Below are 17,846 nucleotides of genomic sequence, written 5' to 3' on the forward strand. Positions count from 1 at the left end.
GGCTCACGCGTCAGGCCGCGCGGAGGCGGTCGACATCGGCCGCGGTGATCGGCTCGCCCTTCTTGCTGCCGTCGGCGACCTGCGGCACCTCACGGGCGGAGAGAAGCGCGATGTGGGCGCTGGGCCCGGCGTGGACGCTGGTGAACGCGACACCGACGGGGACCCGGACGAAGTCGCCCGGTTCGAGGTCGAGGGCGCCACGCTGGGTCACGAGCGTACGCCTGCCGCTGATCTGGTACTGGATCTCCGTGGCGTTGCGGTGCCGGACGTACGCGCGGCCGTCCGAGGCGGGCACGACGGTGCGGCCGATGTGCACGTCCGCCGAGCGGTAGAGCCAGGTGGTGCCGGGCGCGTCGTCGTCGGGGCGCTGGATCCGGATGCGGTCCTGCACGGTCCTGGCGTGCCCGAGCAGCAGGCGCTCGTCGGTGGGGTACATCGCGATGTCGTGGCCGGGCCCGCCGAGGCACTCGGTGATCAGCTCGTTGACGGTGGCCGGCTCCCAGCCGGGGAACGGCACGTCCAGCGCCTCGGCGGTGCGGGCGGCGGGCTGGGCCTCCTCGACCGGAGCGGGGATGTAGAAGAGCAGGTGGATGTCCTCGCGCCCGTAGTTGTCGTGCGCGACGGCGACGGGGATGCGGGAGAAGTCGCCGCGCCGCAGCTCGACCGTGCCCAGCTCGGTCATCAGGGTCCGCTCGCCCCACACCTGGTAGGACATCTCGTCCACGTCGCAGTTGCGGTGGTAGAAGGGCTGGCGGTTGTTCATCGTCTGCCACTCGACCCGCAGGTGGTCGCTCTCGTAGACACCGCGCGGGTGCCCGAACTCGACGGGCACGTACGCGGGCGTGAAGTGCACCGCCTCGACGGGGGCCTGGTCCCGGAGCTGCTTCCGGCTGGGCAGCGGCTCGGAGAGCAGCAGCTCCTCGTCGCGCGCGAGGCGGATGGGCCCTTTGTCGAACGGGAACGCGTCGATGACTTCGTGCACGAGGCCCATGGTCGATCCTCCTTGATCGGCGCCGGTGCGTCAGGCGGGGCGACCGGCGTCGATGGCCTCGACCCTCCGGCGGCTTGTCCTGCTATTTAGGATCACTGTCCTTCGAAACGGGACCCTGCCACAGGCTGTGGGCGCGGTCAATACACCTGCGGAGAAGATCAAAAACTTGCGGCGCTAGTTTCCACCCCGGACGGCCGGGCGTGATCCGCCGACGGCCCCCGTGGCCGGCCGCCCGGAACCGGGCGGGCCCGGTCGCCCCGCTCTGCCCGGACACCGCGGAGTGCCCGATCGCCGCCGACGGCGTGGTCGTACCCGGGCACCCGCCGCTCAGGCCCGGCGGGGCCGCCTGGCCCCTGCGCGGCAGCGGGACGGAGCTGCTCCCCCGCCACGCGGCTCCACCGGAGCCGCGGGCGTCTCCGTGGTCACCCCGGGACCGGGCGTGCCCGGGACCGAGGGCGCCCGGAGAACCGCGCGGCCACCGCCGGTCCGGAGCCCACGTACGCCGGCCGTGTCACCGGCGTCTTCCCCACCGGCGGCACGACCGGACGGCCCACGGCGCGGTGCTCAGCCGCATCGGCCTGACGAACGCCTCCGGCGCGTCGAGGTCCGGTCGACGGAAGGCATCGCGCTGGGCGCGCTGCCGCTCTGCCGGGCCGGCGGGCGGGGGTGCGGCCGGTCCTGCTGTCCCGGTCAGGCTCATGACCACCCAGGGCGTCACCACCTTCACGGCGTGCCGACGACGCGCCGCGGGCTCACCGAGGCCGCCCGGGCCGGGCCGTGTCCGGGTTCCGCCCGGCCTGCTCCGGGCCCGGGGAGCGTCGCGGGGCGGGTCGGCCGCCTCGGGACGGCGCCACAGCGCGTCGCGGAAGCCGGGAGAGGCACCCTTCCGGCGGTTCCGCGACGCGCTTCAGGTGCCGACGTCCAGGTCGAGCCGGGCCAGGCGGCGGGAGACCTCGTCGGCGGCCTCGCGGATCGCCTCCGTCGTGGGCGGGATCTCCTCGTCCGGGACCCGGTGGGCGAGCGCGGCGACGCTGAGGGCGGCGACCACGCCGCCGCCCGAGGCGCGCACGGGGGCGGCGATGCCCAGCACGTCGGGGTCGATCTCGCCGCGCGTCAGCGCGTAGCCCTGGTCCCGGATCGTCGCCAGCCGCTTCCGCAGCTCGGCCGGGTCGGTGATGGTGGACTCGGTGAAGCGCTCCAGCGGCTGGGCGAGGATCCGGTCCAGTTCCTCGTCCGGCGCCCAGGCGAGCAGCGCGAGGGCGGCGGCGCCCGCGTTGACCGGCAGGACCTGGCCGCGCTCGTAGGACAGCCGCAGCGACTGGCCGGCCTCCACGCGCTCCAGGCAGACCACGGAGGCGCCGGTGCGGCGGGTGAGGAGCAGCGGCTGCTTGATCCGGCCGACCAGCTCCCGCATCACCGGGCGGGCGACGTCGGAGAGGCCGACGCCCTTGCGGGCCAGCCGGGCCAGGTCGAGCACGCGGGGCCCGATGCGGAAGCCGGAGCCCGCGTCGTTCTCCTCCAGGAAGCCGTTGGCGGTCAGGCTCTGCAGGTAGCGGTACGCGGTGGAACGGGCCACGCCCAGGTGGGTGGCCACCTCGGTGGCGGAGAGCACCAGGCGCTCGTCGGAGAAGAGCAGCAGGATGTCCAGCGCTCGGTCGGCCGTGGAATTGCGTCCACGGTAGCCCGAGGAGGGCGCTATCTCTCGCGGCTCGGTCCCTGGCATGGAGGCAATCTAACAGGCCGTGGGACCCCCGGGTCGGCCGCCGCCGTGCAGGTGGATCAGGCGCAGCGCCTCGTCGCGGTCCCGCCGGTCGAGGGCGTCGACCAGGTCGGCGTGGAGGCGGTGGCGGTCCCCGATGTGGGCGGCGAGGGGGCGCTCGCCGTGCGGGTGGACCGCGAGCGTGTGCCCCTCGATCAGGTCGAGCAGGCTGGTGTAGAGCGAGCGCAGCAGCGCGTTGGGACTCACCGCGGCTATCCGGGCGTGCAGGCGCCAGTTGGCCCGGACGAACGCGTCCGGGTCGCCGGCCGCCACCGCCGCCTCCATCGTCGCCAGGTGCCGCCGCAGGTCCGCGATGTCCGCCGGGGACGCGTGCCACAGCGCGTCCTCCACCAGCAGCGGGTCGAGGGCGTCGCGGATGCGCACGGCGTCGGCGACGTCCGCGGTGGCGGCGTCCAGGGCCAGCACCGAGTTCCCCAGGCGGACCATGGGCGACTGCTCGGCGGCGAACAGCCCGCCGCCGGGGCCCGGGCGGACGGTGACCAGGCCGCGCGCCTGGAGCAGCCGCAGGGTCTCGTTGAACGTGCCGACGGAGACGCCGCACCGCTGCCGCAGCTCCTCCTTGGTGCCGAGCCGGGCGCCGGGCTCGGCACCGGCCACCAGGGCGGCGATCCGCTCGGCGGCCATCTCGGCCCGGGTGCCCGCGGTCCGGTCCCAGTCCCCGCGCCGCAGCGCCGGCTGCTCCCCCGCCGCCCGCGCGCCGGAGGTGTCGGGCGCGCGCCCCGCCGCGTTCCTGTCCCGAGCCGCCACGCGTCTCCCTCACCGTCCGCAGGAATTGATGATGACGAATAGCTTCGCACTCTTGACGGGCCCCGTAAACGGCGGGCAATCTCGCCGTAATCATCATGAGGAATTCGGTTCCCGGGAGGCCGCCGTGGTGGGTGCGCATGGTCGGTGAGCAGGAATTCCGCGACCTGATGGCCGGGGTCTGCGCCCCGGTCACGGTGGTGACCGGGGCCGAGGACGGCGTGCCGTGCGGCGCGACCGTCAGCGCGTTCGCCTCGCTGTCGCTGCGCCCGCCGATGGTGACGGTGGCACTGGACGGGCGGTCGTCGGTGCTCGCCCGGATCGTGGCCACCGGCCGCTTCGGGGTCAACGTGCTGGGCCGTGCCCAGGCCGGGGTGGCGCTGGCGTTCGCCCGGCCGGGCGTGGACCGCTTCGCGGGCGCCGACTGGGCCTTCGACCACGGGCTGCCGCGTCTGGCGCGGGCCCCCGGCTGGCTGGTGTGCGAGGTGGCCCGGGTGGTGGAGGGCGGCGACCACCGGCTGCTGCTGGGCGCGGTGGCGCACGCCGCGACCCGTGCGGCGGCGCCGCTGGTGTACGCCCACCGCACGTTCGGCACCCACTCGGGACTGGTCCGCCGCCCGCGCCACTCCATCGCCGACCATGTCGAGGCGTGCGCCCGGTGACCGGTGCCGCCGGTGCGGCCGGTCCCGCCGCACGCCCCCATTCCCCAGGAGAGGACGAGGGAGACACCATGACGACGACCCACGACGATCTCGTCGCCCGGGCCGTGGCGCTCCAGCCGCTGCTGCGCGAGCACGCCGCGCGGACCGAGGCCGACCGGCGGGTGCCGGACGAGGTGATCGAGGCGCTGAGCGGGGCCGGGATGTTCGCGCTGGCGACGCCGAAGCGGTACGGCGGCCACCAGACCGACCTGCGGACCATGCTGGACGTCTCCGCCGCCCTGGCCGAGGGCGACGGCTCCACCGCCTGGGTGGTCACCCTCGTCAACGTCTGCACCTGGCTGGCCAGCCTCTTCCCGGCCCGGGCCCAGGACGACGTGTTCGGCGACCGGCCGGACGCCCGCGTCACCGGCGTGCTCAGCCCCACCTCCACCGCCCGCCGGGTCGCGGGTGGCTGGCGGATCACGGGCCGCTGGTACTACAACTCCGGCTCCTGGCACTCGGACTGGGCCGTGCTGGGCGCGCCGCTCACCGACGCGACGGGCGAGGTCGTGGACCAGGGCCTGGCGCTGGTGCCCCGGCGGGACCTGGAGCTGGAGGAGACCTGGTTCGTCACGGGCATGCGCGGCACCGCGAGCAACTGCCTGATCGCGGAGGACGTGTTCGTCCCGGAGCACCGGGTGATGTCGGTCCCGGCCGCGATCGAGGGCGACTACCCGACGGAGCGGAAGGAGGAGGTCCTCCCCCGGTCCGCGTTCGTGCCGGTGCTCGCCCTCGTCCTGGCCGGGCCGCAGCTCGGTCTCGGCCGGGCCGCGCTGCGGTACGTCACCGAGAAGGCCGCCACCAAGCCGATCTCCTACACCTTCTACGAGACGCAGGCCGAGTCGGTCGCGGCGCAGATCCAGGTCGCGGAGGCCGCGATGAAGGTGGACACCGCCTGGCTGCACGCGCACCGCGCCGCCGCCGACATCGACGCGGCGGCCCGGCGCGGCGAGTACCTCGACTTCCTCGCCCGCGCCCGGGTGCGCGCCGACACGGGCTGGGCCATCCGCAACACGCTGGAGGCCATCCAGACGCTGGTCGACGTGCACGGCGCGGGCACGTTCGCCGAGGTCAACCCGCTCCAGCGGATCTGGCGCGACGCCAACACCGCCGGGCGGCACGCCGTGGCCGCGCCGATGGTGGGCATCGAGGTGTACGGCAAGGCGCTGCTGGGCGTGGAGGAGCGGATCACCCCGCTGGTCTGAGCGGCGCGCGCCGCGCCGGGGGCGGTGGCGCGGGGGTCAGCCGAGCAGGCCCAGCAGCGGCAGCAGCCCGCGCTCCCCGGTGCGCGGCTCGCCCGGCAGGATGTAGGCGCGCAGACCGCACGCCGTGGCGCCGCCGTCCCGGGCCGGGTTGTCCCCGACCATCAGGGCCGCCCGGGGGTCGGCGCCGAGCGCGGCGCACGCCGTGCGGAACAGCTCGGGGTCCGGCTTCTCGCGGCCCAGCTCGAACGACAGGACGCAGGTCTCGACCAGGTCGTCCAGCCCCTGGTGCTTGAGGTGGACGCGCAGGTCCCACGCGAAGTCGCTGACGATGCCCACGCGCAGGCCGCGGTCCCGCAGCGCCCGCAGCACCGGGCCGGTGTCCGGGTAGGGCAGCCACATGTCGGGCGCGCGCAGCACGTCGTACGCCGTCTCCTCGGCGCCGCGCAGGAAGTCGACGTGTTCCCACCAGGCGCGCATGGCGCGCCAGTGCCGGTCGGCGGAGAGGTCGCGGCCCGTCTGGAGGGCGGCGACGCCGGGGCGCGCGAACGCCTCGCGGACCTGCCGGGCGACCGCGGCCACGGCGCCCTCGCCGTCGAGGAGGGCGGAGCGGCCGGTGGCGGCGCCGACGCGGCGGAGCCAGGTCTCCAGGTCGGCCATCCGGAAGAGGGTGTTGCTGAAGTCGAACAGGACGGCCGTCACCGGCGGGACCGGCGCGGCCATCTGGCGCTCGGTGGGCCGGTAGGCGCTGGGTATGTCGAAGAGGCTCTGGATCACGGACGGTCCTTCGGGACGGTGACGGTCTGCACGGCGACGCCGAGGCCGTCGAGGGCGGCGATCTCCTCGGCGGGCGTGGCGGCGTCGGTGATGACCGCCTCGTAGAGGGCGGCCGTGCCGTACGCGTGGGTGGCGGTCTTGCCGAACTTGGAGTGGTCGGCGAGCAGCAGGGCGCGGGCGGCGGAGGCGAGCATGGCCTCCTTCACCTCCACGAACTCGCGCATCGGGTGGTACAGCCGCCCCTGGAGCACGGCCGTGGCGGACATCAGGGCGAGGTCGGCGCGGATGCGGGCCAGACCCCGGACCACCTCGGGTCCGGTGCAGCAGTTGTACTCGCCGCGGTACCGCCCGCCGAGCAGCGCGACCTCCACGCCGGGCGCGGCGGTCGCCATGCGCTGGGCCACGCCGACGGAGTTGGTGACGACGGTGAGCTGGTCGATTTCGGCCAGGGCGGCGGCGAGCGGGTAGAGGGTGGTGGAGTCGTCCACCAGGACCGTGTCGCCGGGTGCGATCCGGGTGGCCGCCGCCGCGCACAGGGCGGCCTTGTCCGCGAGGTTGGCGTCCACACGGAACCGGGTGGCGGTCTCCATGGTGAGCGCCGGGTAGGCGACGGCCCGGCCGCGTTCCTTGCGCAGGAGGTGGCGGGCGGCCAGGTCGTCCAGGTCCCGGTGCATCGTCATCAGGCTCACGCCGAAGCGGGCGGCCAGGGCGCCGATGCCCACCTCGCCCTCCGCCACGACATGCCGGAGGACGGCCTGCCGGCGTTCCTCGACGGCGGCCTGGGACAGCCGTGCCTTGGTGGGCACGCGGCGCCTCCTTCATGCTTGCCGCGCGCGTGCTGCCGCGCGGTTCCGCTCGGTCAGGTCCCGGTCAGGAGCTGCGGGTTGACCAGGGACTTGATGGCCTTCGGGTCCCGGGCCGGCGCCGTGAGCGCCTGTTCGGTCTCGTCCAGACCGTACCGGTGGGTGATCAGCGGCTCCAGGGCCACCTCCCCGGAGGCGGCCAGGGCGATGGCGGTGGGCCAGGTGTTGGCGTACCGGAAGGTGCCGGTGACCTGGATCTCGAAGTTCTGCACGTGGGCGAGCGGCAGCGGGATCGAGTCGCCGCCCATGCCGACGAGCACGGCGTGCCCGGCACGGCCGACGACGCGGATCGCCTCGTCGGCGACGGCCGGGACGCCGGAACACTCCAGCAGCACGTCCGGTTCGTACCCGGTGTCGGCGAGCCGGGTGGCGCGGACGTCGACGGCGTCGGTGGCGCCCAGCCGCCGGGCGGTGTCCAGGCGGTGCGGCTCGACGTCGGTCACCACGACCTCGGCAGCGCCGAAGGCGCGGGCGGTCTGGGCGGCGACCAGGCCGATGGGCCCGGCGCCGGTGACCAGGACCCGGGAACCGGCCGTGACCCGCCCCTTGCGGCAGGCCCAGACGCCGACCGACAGGGGTTCGAGGAGAGCGGCGGTCTCGGCGGTCAGGCTGCCGGGGACGCGGTGCGCGAAGTCCTCGTCCACGGCGACGTACTCGCACAGGGCGCCGTCGACCGGGGGTGTGGCGTAGAAGGAGACCTCCGGGCACAGGTTGTACCGGCCGTGGCGGCACTGGGCGCAGCGTCCGCACGGCACGCCGGGCTCGATGGACACCAGGTCGCCCGGCCGGTGGCGCCGGGCGCCGGGGCCGAGGGCGACGACGGTGCCGCCGGGCTCGTGGCCGAGCACCATGGGGGCGCGGACGACGAAGTCCCCGATGCGCCCGTGCTGGTAGTAGTGCACGTCCGAGCCGCAGATGCCGACGGCCTCGACGCGGACGAGGACCTGCCCGGGGCCCGGGGCGGGCACGGGCCGTTCCTCGATCACCAGGTCGCCGGGGGCGCGCAGCAGCGCGGCGCGCATGGTGGCGGGCGGGCGCGGCGGGTGGGGGTCGGTGGTCATTCTCCGGTCACTGCTCCCATGGTGAGGCCGGTCACCAGCCAGCGGCGCACGGCGAGTCCGACGAGGACCATCGGTACCACCACGACGGTGCCGATGGCGGTGAGCTGTCCCCAGTCGACGCCGGTCTGGGTGACGAGCTGGCTGGCGGCGATGGGCAGGGTCTGGGTGTCGGGGCCGGTGAGCACGAGCGCGAAGGCGTAGTCGTTCCAGGCGAAGACCAGGCACAGCACGAACGTGGTGACCAGCCCCGGCCGGGTCAGCGGCAGGACGACCCGGGTGAACGCCTGCCACGGGGTGCAGCCGGCGACCTGCGCCGACTCCTCCAGCGAGGGCGGCAGTTCGGCGAAGAACGCGCTCAGCAGCCAGATCGCGAACGGCAGGTTGAAGCTGAGGTAGGCCAGGATCAGCCCGGGGAGGGTGTCGATCAGGCCGAGGAACCGGAAGATGAGGAAGACCGGCAGGGCCACGGCGGCGATGGGCGCCATCCGGGTGGAGATGATCCAGAACGACAGGTGGTGCTTGCCGCGCATGCGGCTGCGGGCCAGGCCGTAGCCGGCCAGCGCCCCGAGGCCGGTGGCGAGCAGCGCGGAGACGCCGGCGGCGACGACGCTGTTGCGCAGGTAGGGCCAGAGGCTGTTGGCGCCGGTGAAGAGGTTCTCGTAGTTGTCGAGGGTGGGCGCGAACCACAGGTCGGGGGCGCCGGCGGTGATGTCGGCGTTCGGCTTGAGGGAGGACAGCAGCATCCAGCCGAGCGGGACCAGCGTCCACAGCAGGGCGGCGGCCAGCACGGCGCGCCCGGTCCAGCGGGCGGCACGGCCGGGGGTCAGCGGTCCGGGGGTGGTGGGGGCGGGGGCGGGGGCGGTGCTCATCGGGGCGTCCCGTTCCGGTCGAGGAGGCGGACGAAGTAGCGGGCCACGACGGTGGTGACGGCCAGCATCAGCAGGCCGGTGACGGCGGCGTAGCCGAAGTCGAAGAAGCGGAACGCCGTTTCGTAGAGCCGGATCGACGCCGTCTTGGTGGCGTCGGCGGGGCCGCCGCCGGTGGTGTTCCAGATGATGTCGAAGTAGCGCAGCGCGTCCATCGAGCGGATCAGCAGCGCCACCAGGAGCACGGGGGCGATGGCGGGCAGCACGATGTGGCGCAGGGTGCGCACGGTGCCGGCGCCGTCGAGGGCGGCGGCCTCCAGCACGCTCGCCGGCACGGAGGTGAGCCCGGCCAGGGCGATGAGCGTGACCAGCGGGGTCCACTCCCAGACGTCCATCAGGGTGACGGCGGCGAAGGCCGTGGTCTTGTCGGCCATCAGGTCGCCGCTGTAGCCGGCCTGTTCGAGGAGCCAGGCGTAGAGGCCGAAGGTGGAGTCGGTCAGGAAGCGGCCGAGGAGGCCGACGATGACCGGGGCGACGAACATGGGGAGCAGCAGCAGGCTGAGCGCGGTGTTGCGGCCGTGCCGCAGCCGCCACAGGAAGACGGCCAGCACGGTGCCGAGCACCATCTCGGTGCCGACGGTGAGGGCGAAGTACCCGGCGGTGCGGGCCCAGACCCAGGCCATGTCGGGGTCGTCGAGCAGGCGGGACCAGTTGTCGGCGCCGATGGCCTCCAGGCGCAGCCCGCCCAGCAGGTGCACGCGGGAGAAGCTCATCGCCACCACGGCGGCGAACGGCAGGATCGACAGGGCGGCGAGCAGGAGCAGGCCGGGGGCCATCATGCGGCCGGTGAAGCCGGGCAGCGGCAGGCGGGCGCGCCGCCCGCGGGCGGGTCCGGTGCCGCGCGCGGTGCCGGCCGGGGTGGGCGTCGTGGTGGTGGTCAGCGGGGAGTCCATCTCAGTTCACCCACCCTCGGGCGACGATGCGGTCGATGCGGTCGGCGGCGGAGCGCATGGCGTCGGCGGGCGAGGCGTCGCCGGCGACCAGGCGGGAGAGCTGGGTGTAGAGCGCGGTGTCGCACTCGTTCCACATGGGGATCTTGGGCCGCAGGCCGATGTTCTCCTCGGCCCACGCGTCGCGCACCGCGCGGGCGGAGAGCATGTTGGGCATGGCGGAGGGGCGTTCCTCGGCGGCGACGACGTCCGGCATCGCGTAGACGGAGGTGCGGGTCGGGGTGCCGCCGCCGACCTCGCTGGCGAGGTTGGCCCGCTGGGTGTCGGGGGCGGTGGCCCAGTTGAGGAAGAGCCAGGCGGCCTCGCGGCGGCGGCGCGGCACGGCGCTGGATATGGCGATGCCGGTGCCGCCGTACATGCCGGCCGAGCGGGCCGGTCCCTTCGGCAGCCGGGCATAGCCGACCTTGCCGGGCAGGACCTGCTCGTTGGAGGCGGCGAACTCGTGCCAGTTGGGGCACATCGCGAAGCGGCCGGCGCGGAATCCGGCGCCGACGCCGTCCCAGTCCCAGGTGCGGGAGCCGGGGTCCGCGATGTCCAGCAGCCGCTGGTAGAACGCGGCGGCGGCCTCGGCCTCGGGAGCGCGCAGCAGGCTGCCGCCGGGGTCGGTGGTGCCGAGGCGGCCGACGCGGGTGTCGTCCGGGAAGTACCGGCCGCCGTACGCCCACAGCACGTTCGAGAAGTCGCACATCAGGGCGTCGTGCTGCTTGGCCTGGTGGCCGGTGCCGTACTCGACGTCGTCGGTCTTGTCGTTGAACCACCGGGCGATGGCGTAGTACTGCTCCCAGGTGGTGTCGTCCGAGGGCATCGGGTCGAACCCGAGGTCGTCGGCCATCCGGTCGCGGTGCTTGGCGAACAGGTCGGCGCGGTACTGCCAGACCATGGTCGGGGAGTCGTAGGGCAGCGCGAGGATCTTCTCGGCGTCCGGGCCCTCGCCGAAGCGGCCGGCCGCGTCGAGGTGGGTGGGGATGAAGTCCGCGAAGCCGCCGGGCAGCCGGGGCAGCGCGGGGTCCTCCTGGAACTCCCGCAGGTCGGCGAAGGCGGGGGCGTAGGGGGCGAGGACCATGTACGGGTCCGCGTAGACGACGTCGTACTCGCCGTTCCCCGAGGCCAGGTCGAGGGCGACGCGCTGGGCGAGGGCGGACAGCTCCAGCGTGACGATGGTGACGCGGATGCCGGTCAGGTCGGTGAACGGGCGCAGGTCGGCCGCGATGGCGGCGGTCGGGGCGGTGTTCTCGGAGACGAAGTTCAAGGTGGTGCCGGCGTAGCGGCGCCAGGGCTCGGCGTCGGCGTCGTACGCCGCGTCGGACCGGCCGCCGCAGGCGGACAGCAGGCCGAGGGCCCCGGTGGCGGCGGCGCCGCGCAGCAGGGCGCGGCGGCCGAGCGGCTCGGCCGGGGGTCTCGCGGTGAGGGGTGGGGACATCGCGGCTCGTCCTTGGGTCGCGTGACAGGGACGAGCGACATTGTTAGCAGAAGATGCCGACGTTGTTAATACATCTTGTGAGATATTCGGGCTGTTCTTATCGTTCCTATCGCGGGTCCGGCTCCTCCCGGCCGAACAGCTCCTGGAGGACCGCGACGTTCGCCTCGGTGACCGCCCACAGCTCCCGCTGCCGGTCGTGCACGTCCGCGACCGCCGCCGGATGGTCCGCCAGCAGGGACACGGCCCGCTCGGTCAGCCGGGCCGCCAGCTCGCGGTCGTGCACGGCGACACCCCACTCCGGGCGGCCGATGTCGGCCAGGAAGTACGCCAGCTTGGGGTGCGAGACCAGGCTGACGATGGGAGTGCCGCAGCCGAACGGGATCATCCCGGCGTGCCCGCGCATCCCGATGACCAGCTTCGCGCGGCGGAAGACGTCCCGGATCTCGTCGTTGGTCCGCGCGTACAGCGGCTCGACGGGGAGCGTGAGCCCGTGCTCGCGGCGCAGGTCGTGCACGAACCGCTCGTCGGTCGGCATGTGCGCCGCGTACCGCACGTCGGCGTGCCCGCGCAGGGCGCGCAGCGCGACGGCCATCTGGGCGAGGAAGTGCCCGTAGTCGTGGCCGAAGCGCAGCCCGGCCCGGTCGTAGGCGCAGTTGACCAGGACGGTGTCGTCGCGCCGCTCCGGGTCCCGCCAGCCGGGGATCAGCCGCCGGGCGACGGTGGTGGGGCACGGCTGGTACAGCACCCGGTCGCGCAGCTCCTCGGGCAGCAGCTCCCTGACCCGCTCCACGGAGCCGCGGTTGCGCAGCCCGAAGAACGCGGAGTGCTCGACCAGCACGCGCAGGCTCTCCGCGAAGCGGCGGCGCCGGTAGGTCTGGCCGTCGAAGACGTTGTAGCCGACGGCGAAGACCGCCAGCGGCACGGTGATCCGGGACAGGATCGCGTCCGGCACGTTCCACTGCCAGGTGCTGTTGCCGTTCGGCGCGGTGTCCGGGAGGAACAGCCCGCCGCCGCCGACCACGACGCCGCGCCGGGCGTTGACCCGCTCCAGCGCCGCCTCGTCGAAGAGACGGTGCACATGGACGGGGTGCCAGCGGCGCGGCCCGGTGTCGGGGCCGAAGCACATCCGGACCGCCTCGGGCAGCACCTTGTCGCCCGCGTTCTCGTCCCCGTCGGCGAAGAGCGCGACGTGCGCGAGCTGCTGCCCGGCCGGGCCCTCCGCGCCGCCGCCGCCCGCGGGCGGCGCGGGCCGCGTCCGCTCGTACCAGGCGCGGCAGGTGCCGTCCGCCGGGTCCGCGTCCAGGCCCTGCCGCGCGTAGGCGCGGGCCGCGTCGTCCGCGCCGCGCAGCCATGCCAGGCGGGCGAGCTGCGCGAAGACGCGGGCGGCCAGGTCGGGCGCGGCGGCGGCCAGCAGCAGGTGCGTCTCGGCCTCGTCGTAGCGGGACAGCGCCATCAGCGCCATGCCCAGCGTCTGGTGGCACCGGGGCCGGTCCACGGCGGTCCCGACGAGGGGCGCGAGGACGTCCACGGCCTCCTCGTAACGGCCCTGCTGCCGGTGCACCTCCGCGACCGCGCGGGCCAGGTCCACGCTGGGCCGGTCGCGCAGCAGCGGCCCGGCGCAGTGCAGCAGCAGATCGGGGTGCTTGGCGCCGGGCAGCGCGCAGTACGCGGCGCGGAACGCGTCGTCGTCCAGCTCGAACCGGCTCCTGGCCGCCTCGGCGGGGGCGAATCCGGGCCGGTCCCGTGCGTCGTCGGCGAAGCGGAGGACGACCACGGTCTCCGGCACGGGCGTGTCGTCGAACAGGCGGCTCGCCAGGAAGTCGTACCGCCCGTCGATCCGCTCCAGCACCCCCTCCAGGGCATCGTCCAGGCCGTCGGCGCGCAGCCGGGCGCGGAGCCCGTCGTCGACGGCGTCGCGCTGGATCACCAGCAGTCCGTCGTCCAGCACGACGCGCCGCCCCTTGGCCGGGTTGTCGGGCAGCGGCTGCGGGACCGCGCCGACGCCGTGCCGCAGCCGCAGCAGCGGCCCGATGTCGCCGAGCACCACCATGCCGGGGTCCAGCGCGATGACCGTGTCGTAGTCCGGCAGCGAGAAGACCTCCGCCCGGCCACGCGCCCCGGCGCGGCGCTCCACCACGCGCGGGTGGAGGCGACGGGCGGCGTCGAGGGCGGCGTCCGGCAGGCCGGGGTGGAGGACGACGAAGTCCTCGCACACCTCGGGGTTGGTCAGGGCCAGGCTGCGCAGCAGCGTCAGCAGTCCGGGCAGCCGCTCCTCGTCGGTGTGGCAGGCGAACGCGACGCGCCGCTTGCCGGTCACCGCTCGTCTGTCGTCCGGCGCGTGTGTCATCGAAGCGCGATCCTCGTCCCGGTGCCGCAGTTGACGTTCCTCGCGTGGGCCATGACCCACGCCCGCTCCTCGGGGCGCAGCTCCCCCGGCCGGTGGAGGCCGAAGAGGTCGATGCGGGGGCTGACGTCGAGGAAGTCCAGCAGCCGGATCACGGCGAACGCGGTGCTGCCGCCGTCCTCGGGGCCGCTCTCCCCGAGGAGGGCCGGGTCCCGTACGGGCCGGCGCAGCGTGGCGTCCCCGAAGTGGCGCTGCGCGCCGGGCACGAGGCGGCGGCGCAGCGCCTTCCGCCAGGCGTCGGCGGACTCGCCGAAGACCAGCCGGACGCCGGTGGGGTGCCGCCAGGCCGGGCCCTCCCACGGGTCGCGGCCACGCACGGTCACCGCGTGCACGTCGGTGCGGCCCTCGGACGCGCCGTCGTACCGGACGACGAGGTCGTAGGGGTCGAGCCCGGCGGTCGGCTCGGCGCCCGCGGCGACCACGCAGGCGGTGCGGCCGGCGATGAGGTGACGGAAGCCGGCGACGCCGATCGGCTCGGCCCCGCCGAGCAGCGGATCGGGCATCCGGCCCTCGGCGGTCATCCGGCGGTAGGACGCGTAGCGGGCGGCCAGCCGCCGTGCCTCCGGGTCGGCCGCGCCGTGCTCCGCGACGCGGGCCTCGACGCGGGCGGCGAAGGCGGTCCTGGCCTCGGCGGCGGGCCGGCCGAAGGCGTCGGCGAGGCCCGCCTCCGCCAGGCAGTCCCGGATGTCCGTGAGCACGCTCAGCCGCCGCTCGATGTCGTGGCCGCCCGCCGCGCCCTTGTCCTTGCGCAGGGCGAGGTGCTGTTCGTAGGCGGCGACGGCCTCCTCGTTCCGGCCGAGCGCCTCGGCGGCCAGGCCGCGCAGCCGCCAGGCGCCCTGGGACCGGGCGCGCAGGGCGGTCGCGGTGTCCGCGAGGTCCAGCGCGAGCCGCAGCTCGCGCTCGCCGCCCGCTTCGAGGGCGCGGTTGCCGGTGGCGAGCAGCGCGTCGAACGCGTCGTCCGGCCCGGCCGTGAGCAGGGCCCCGATCGCGGCGGCGAGCCGTTCGTCGCGCAGCCCCGCGAGATAGTCGGCGCACCCGCGCACCGCCCGGGCCGTCAGCTCCTCCTGCCGCGCGGCATCCCGCCGCCGCGCCCCGAGCAGCCCGGACAACGCCGTTGTCGCCTTCGCCATGCCGCCTTCGCTCCACCGTGTCTGGACAGGAAGCCGACTGTGCCCCACGGGGTGCCCAGTTGAGCGACATCGAGGTGTATGACAGGTGAACTGTGTCCCGCTACGAGACCGTACGGTCACCGCTCGTGCATCTGGCGGAGAAGACCTGGGCGGCGGCGCTCGCGAGGCTCTTGAGGCCGGCGGTGGCGCGGTCGGGATTCGGGTCGGCCTCGAAGGGGAGGGCGCTGAGCGCGTCTCCCGCCAGCGGGCCGCTGGTGATGACGGCGCTCAGGGTGAGGGTCCCCTCCGCCGGGTCGGTGACGATCGTCCCGTCGGACTCGCTGTCCTGGCCGGTGTTCCCCTCGAAGACGCCGGTGCCGCTCGCGTGCCCGACGCCGGACTGGAGGGCGGGGTACCGGCCGTTCGGGGAGAGGCGGTTGACGAATCCCGCGGGCGACTCGATGTCGGCGGTGGTCTGCTGAGCGGTCAGCGGCGGGGAGAAGTTGCCCTGGAAGTTGGCGGTGCAGACCAGGTCGCCGAGGGCCGCGTGGGCCGGGGCACCGCCGGGAGCCCCCAGCCACGTTCCCGTCAGCGCCGTCAGCGCCACCAGCGCGCCGGCGGGGCGGCCGGCCCGGCGGCGCGGTCGTACCGTCTCCGATGTCCTCATGGGCGCAACCTCCTGTCACAGGGCCGTTGCCGGGGCCACGGGCCGCTTCGGGCACGGTGGCGACGGCGGCCCGTCCGGCCCCGCCCGGGGCGGGGCGCACCGGGGCAGCGGGGGCACGCGGAGGGCGCTGAGCGGGCGGCGGTTCAGCCGGGGGTGAGACCGGCCGCGTCGCGGGCGGCGCGGAGGACGTCGAGCAGCATGTCGGGGGTGAGCCGGCCGGTGAAGGTGTTGCGCTGGCTGACGTGGTAGCACCCGAACAGCCGCAGCCGTCCGAGGTCGAGCCGGGTGCCGTGCCCGAACGCGGGCCGTGGCCGGGGCACGTCCCACCCGGCCTCGGCCAGCGCGGGCAGCGCGGCCTGCCAGCCGAACGCGCCGAGGACGACGACGGAGCGCAGGTGGGGCCGGAGCAGCCGCAGTTCGTTGAGCAGCCAGGGCCGGCAGGTGTCGCGTTCGGCGGGGGTCGGCCGGTTGGCGGGCGGCGCGCAGTGGACGGGCGCGGTCACGCGGACGCCGCGCAGCACGAGTCCGTCGTCGCGGTGGGTGGCGGTCGGCTTGCTGGCGAGGCCGACGGCGTGCAGGGCGGCGTAGAGCACGTCCCCCGACCGGTCCCCGGTGAACATCCGCCCGGTGCGGTTGCCCCCGTGCGCGGCCGGGGCCAGGCCGACGACGAGCATCCGCGCGTCGGCGGGCCCGAACCCGGGCACCGGCCTGCCCCAGTACTCCCAGGAGGCGAACGCGGGCCGCCGCACCCGCGCGACCTCCTCCCGCCACGCGACGAGCCGCGGACAGGCCCGGCACCCGGTCACGGCACCGTCCAGCTCCGCCACGCCGCGCGCGGCGGCCCCGTCCCGGACCGGATCCGTCTCGTTCATCCGCACCATGGTGCCGCAGGGCCACACGACACCGCCGGGCCGCTGTCAGCGGCGGGCCGTACGGTCGCGCCATGACCGCACGCATCGACCTGACCCTGGACTGCGCGAACGCCTCGCTCCTCGCGGCGTTCTGGAAGACGGCCCTCGGGTACGCCGACGAGCCGCCGCCTCCGCCGTTCGCGACCCGCGAGGAGTGGCTCGCGTCGTTCGGCCCGCCGGAGGACGGTTCCGAGGACGACGGCGCCTGGCTCTGCGACCCGGACGGCGCCGGGCCCCGGCTGTCCGTCCTCAGGGTCCCCGAGCCGAAGACGGCGAAGAACCGGCTGCACATCGACATCCGGGTCCCCGGCCACGGCACGCCCGCCGAGCGGTGGCACCGGATCAGGGCCGAGGCCGAGCGCCTGGTGGTGGCGGGCGGCACGGTCCTGGCGGAGTCCGACGGACACCACATCGTCATGGCGGACCCCGAGGACAACGAATTCCGCATAGCCGCCAACCCGGCGGCCTGAGCGGTCCCGCCGTCCCGTCCCGCCCATAAATCTGCCCTTATCGATCCCGCTGGATGTGCTATCGGCAGCCGGCTGACACCGCGCTTCCGGGCATGCCAGCATGCGGGGGAAACACCACGTGAGAGGCGATGCCGCGATTCCGCCGATGCGCCGGGTGCCGCCTTGGGCCGAAAAACCGGCCGGTGTCCATGATGGCGGTGCGACGCGTTCGGCTCGTCGCGATCTCACACAACAGGGAGGGGCCCGTCGTGAAGTTCAGAAACCCACTCAAGAGGCTGAAGCGGCGCCGTTTCACGGTGCCCGCGGCCGTCGCCGGCGCACTGGCCATGACCGTGTACGCCGCATCTCCCGCCTCGGCGATGTACATCGATTACAGCCCCGGAGAGATCGGATCCGGATGGGACTTCAACGATTCCTGTCGCCCCGGCAACGTCTGCGTCTGGGAGTCGCTGATCGTGGTCGGCCCCAGGCAGCCCGATGACATCTTTTCCGATTTCGGCACGTACATCATCGGCGTCAACCATGGCGATCACACCATATGGAACAACCAGCTCGGTGACGCGCGCGTGCAGTTCTGCACTGACATGTTCGGCATGGACTGCCCCGTCACGCTCTATCCGGGTCAGGCGGCCCACGGATCGATCGCCGAGTACCGGTCGATGAACCTGGTCCCGTAGGCGATTCGCTTTCGCACCAAAAGCCGGTGGACCGGCCTGTGCCGCAGGCCGGTCCACTGACGCCGCGGGGTCCGGCGGCGGGGTTCAGGTGGTCGTTTCGGTGAGGTAGGCGTCTGCCGCGGCCAGGTCCTGATCTTCCTGCTCGCCGGGCACGAGACGACCGCCGTCTCCCTCACCTTCGCGCTGCACCTGC

General features: G+C 74.5%; 17 protein-coding genes. 4 read left to right on the forward strand and 13 right to left on the reverse strand.

The features are described from left to right. Nucleotides 1-10: 10 nt before the first annotated feature. From ACSNOC_RS10555 to ACSNOC_RS10565, 3 genes are all read right to left on the reverse strand, one after another. Nucleotides 11-991: a hypothetical protein gene (locus ACSNOC_RS10555; protein ID WP_436747064.1), complete on the reverse strand. Its 981-nt coding sequence runs from the start codon at nt 989-991 to the stop codon at nt 11-13. Between the two features lie 907 nt (nt 992-1,898). Then, the gene (locus tag ACSNOC_RS10560; protein WP_436747065.1) at nt 1,899-2,714 is read right to left on the reverse strand and encodes an IclR family transcriptional regulator; all 816 of its coding nucleotides are present in this window, start codon (nt 2,712-2,714) and stop codon (nt 1,899-1,901) included. A 9-nt stretch (nt 2,715-2,723) separates the two neighbouring features. After that, the gene (locus tag ACSNOC_RS10565) at nt 2,724-3,518 is read right to left on the reverse strand and encodes a FadR/GntR family transcriptional regulator (RefSeq protein ID WP_436747066.1); all 795 of its coding nucleotides are present in this window, start codon (nt 3,516-3,518) and stop codon (nt 2,724-2,726) included. 137 nt (nt 3,519-3,655) lie between these two features. On the opposite strand from ACSNOC_RS10565, the gene ACSNOC_RS10570 reads away from it, so the two are divergent. Together ACSNOC_RS10570 and ACSNOC_RS10575 are read left to right on the forward strand one after the other, a co-directional pair. Then, a complete protein-coding gene (locus tag ACSNOC_RS10570; RefSeq protein ID WP_436747067.1) occupies nt 3,656-4,177 on the forward strand; it encodes a flavin reductase family protein in 522 nt (173 codons plus the stop codon). Nucleotides 4,178-4,245: 68 nt separating this feature from the next. Next, nucleotides 4,246-5,421 carry an acyl-CoA dehydrogenase family protein gene (locus ACSNOC_RS10575; protein ID WP_436747068.1) on the forward strand — a complete coding sequence of 392 codons (1,176 nt, stop codon included), beginning with the start codon at nt 4,246-4,248 and terminating at the stop codon, nt 5,419-5,421. Between the two features lie 36 nt (nt 5,422-5,457). Here the strand turns inward: ACSNOC_RS10575 and ACSNOC_RS10580 are convergent, their stop codons facing one another. From ACSNOC_RS10580 to ACSNOC_RS10625, 10 genes are all read right to left on the reverse strand, one after another. Beyond that, entirely contained in the window at nt 5,458-6,195 is a 738-nt protein-coding gene (locus tag ACSNOC_RS10580) for an HAD family hydrolase (RefSeq protein WP_436747069.1), read from the reverse strand. Further along, entirely contained in the window at nt 6,192-7,001 is an 810-nt protein-coding gene (locus ACSNOC_RS10585; protein ID WP_436747070.1) for a DeoR/GlpR family DNA-binding transcription regulator, read from the reverse strand. The genes ACSNOC_RS10580 and ACSNOC_RS10585 overlap by 4 nt, the downstream gene beginning before the upstream one ends. 53 nt (nt 7,002-7,054) lie before the next feature. Beyond that, entirely contained in the window at nt 7,055-8,119 is a 1,065-nt protein-coding gene (locus ACSNOC_RS10590) for an NAD(P)-dependent alcohol dehydrogenase (RefSeq protein WP_436747071.1), read from the reverse strand. Further along, entirely contained in the window at nt 8,116-8,988 is an 873-nt protein-coding gene (locus ACSNOC_RS10595; protein ID WP_436747072.1) for a carbohydrate ABC transporter permease, read from the reverse strand. Before ACSNOC_RS10595 ends, ACSNOC_RS10590 begins: the two co-directional genes overlap by 4 nt. After that, the gene (locus ACSNOC_RS10600; RefSeq protein WP_436747073.1) at nt 8,985-9,938 is read right to left on the reverse strand and encodes a carbohydrate ABC transporter permease; all 954 of its coding nucleotides are present in this window, start codon (nt 9,936-9,938) and stop codon (nt 8,985-8,987) included. The genes ACSNOC_RS10595 and ACSNOC_RS10600 overlap by 4 nt, the downstream gene beginning before the upstream one ends. A 1-nt stretch (nt 9,939) precedes the next feature. After that, nucleotides 9,940-11,415: an extracellular solute-binding protein gene (locus ACSNOC_RS10605; protein WP_436747074.1), complete on the reverse strand. Its 1,476-nt coding sequence runs from the start codon at nt 11,413-11,415 to the stop codon at nt 9,940-9,942. Between the two features lie 106 nt (nt 11,416-11,521). Next, nucleotides 11,522-13,762, reverse strand: a complete 2,241-nt coding sequence (locus tag ACSNOC_RS10610; RefSeq protein WP_436747075.1) for a polysaccharide pyruvyl transferase family protein — start codon at nt 13,760-13,762, stop codon at nt 11,522-11,524. Further along, on the reverse strand, nt 13,759-14,949 hold the full coding sequence (locus ACSNOC_RS10615) for a hypothetical protein (RefSeq protein WP_436747076.1): 1,191 nt from the start codon (nt 14,947-14,949) through the stop codon (nt 13,759-13,761). The genes ACSNOC_RS10610 and ACSNOC_RS10615 overlap by 4 nt, the downstream gene beginning before the upstream one ends. 100 nt (nt 14,950-15,049) lie before the next feature. Next, nucleotides 15,050-15,595 (reverse strand): hypothetical protein, encoded by a 546-nt coding sequence (locus ACSNOC_RS10620; protein ID WP_436747077.1) that lies wholly within the window; start codon nt 15,593-15,595, stop codon nt 15,050-15,052. A gap of 143 nt (nt 15,596-15,738) precedes the next feature. Beyond that, nucleotides 15,739-16,467 (reverse strand): uracil-DNA glycosylase, encoded by a 729-nt coding sequence (locus tag ACSNOC_RS10625; RefSeq protein ID WP_436747078.1) that lies wholly within the window; start codon nt 16,465-16,467, stop codon nt 15,739-15,741. 71 nt (nt 16,468-16,538) lie between these two features. Here ACSNOC_RS10625 and ACSNOC_RS10630 point away from each other — a divergent pair, with 71 nt between their 5' ends. Both ACSNOC_RS10630 and ACSNOC_RS10635 read left to right on the forward strand, forming a co-directional pair. Beyond that, nucleotides 16,539-16,976: a VOC family protein gene (locus ACSNOC_RS10630; protein ID WP_436747079.1), complete on the forward strand. Its 438-nt coding sequence runs from the start codon at nt 16,539-16,541 to the stop codon at nt 16,974-16,976. 248 nt (nt 16,977-17,224) lie between these two features. Then, on the forward strand, nt 17,225-17,653 hold the full coding sequence (locus tag ACSNOC_RS10635; protein WP_436747080.1) for a hypothetical protein: 429 nt from the start codon (nt 17,225-17,227) through the stop codon (nt 17,651-17,653). Nucleotides 17,654-17,846: the final 193 nt, after the last annotated feature.

It is taken from the genome of Streptomyces sp. URMC 129 (assembly GCF_051386415.1).
GTDB lineage: Bacteria > Actinomycetota > Actinomycetes > Streptomycetales > Streptomycetaceae > Streptomyces.

Excerpts from the sequence above, each read along its gene's own strand:
- ACSNOC_RS10600 (WP_436747073.1), bottom strand. The coding sequence starts at position 9,938 with ATGGACTCCCCGCTGACCACCACCACGACGCCCACCCCGGCCGGCACC.
- ACSNOC_RS10575 (WP_436747068.1), top strand. The coding sequence starts at position 4,246 with ATGACGACGACCCACGACGATCTCGTCGCCCGGGCCGTGGCGCTCCAG.
- ACSNOC_RS10560 (WP_436747065.1), bottom strand. The coding sequence starts at position 2,714 with ATGCCAGGGACCGAGCCGCGAGAGATAGCGCCCTCCTCGGGCTACCGT.
- ACSNOC_RS10555 (WP_436747064.1), bottom strand. The coding sequence starts at position 991 with ATGGGCCTCGTGCACGAAGTCATCGACGCGTTCCCGTTCGACAAAGGG.
- ACSNOC_RS10625 (WP_436747078.1), bottom strand. The coding sequence starts at position 16,467 with ATGAACGAGACGGATCCGGTCCGGGACGGGGCCGCCGCGCGCGGCGTG.
- ACSNOC_RS10595 (WP_436747072.1), bottom strand. The coding sequence starts at position 8,988 with ATGAGCACCGCCCCCGCCCCCGCCCCCACCACCCCCGGACCGCTGACC.
- ACSNOC_RS10620 (WP_436747077.1), bottom strand. The coding sequence starts at position 15,595 with ATGAGGACATCGGAGACGGTACGACCGCGCCGCCGGGCCGGCCGCCCC.
- ACSNOC_RS10615 (WP_436747076.1), bottom strand. The coding sequence starts at position 14,949 with ATGGCGAAGGCGACAACGGCGTTGTCCGGGCTGCTCGGGGCGCGGCGG.
- ACSNOC_RS10570 (WP_436747067.1), top strand. The coding sequence starts at position 3,656 with ATGGTCGGTGAGCAGGAATTCCGCGACCTGATGGCCGGGGTCTGCGCC.
- ACSNOC_RS10610 (WP_436747075.1), bottom strand. The coding sequence starts at position 13,762 with ATGACACACGCGCCGGACGACAGACGAGCGGTGACCGGCAAGCGGCGC.
- ACSNOC_RS10590 (WP_436747071.1), bottom strand. The coding sequence starts at position 8,119 with ATGACCACCGACCCCCACCCGCCGCGCCCGCCCGCCACCATGCGCGCC.
- ACSNOC_RS10605 (WP_436747074.1), bottom strand. The coding sequence starts at position 11,415 with ATGTCCCCACCCCTCACCGCGAGACCCCCGGCCGAGCCGCTCGGCCGC.
- ACSNOC_RS10630 (WP_436747079.1), top strand. The coding sequence starts at position 16,539 with ATGACCGCACGCATCGACCTGACCCTGGACTGCGCGAACGCCTCGCTC.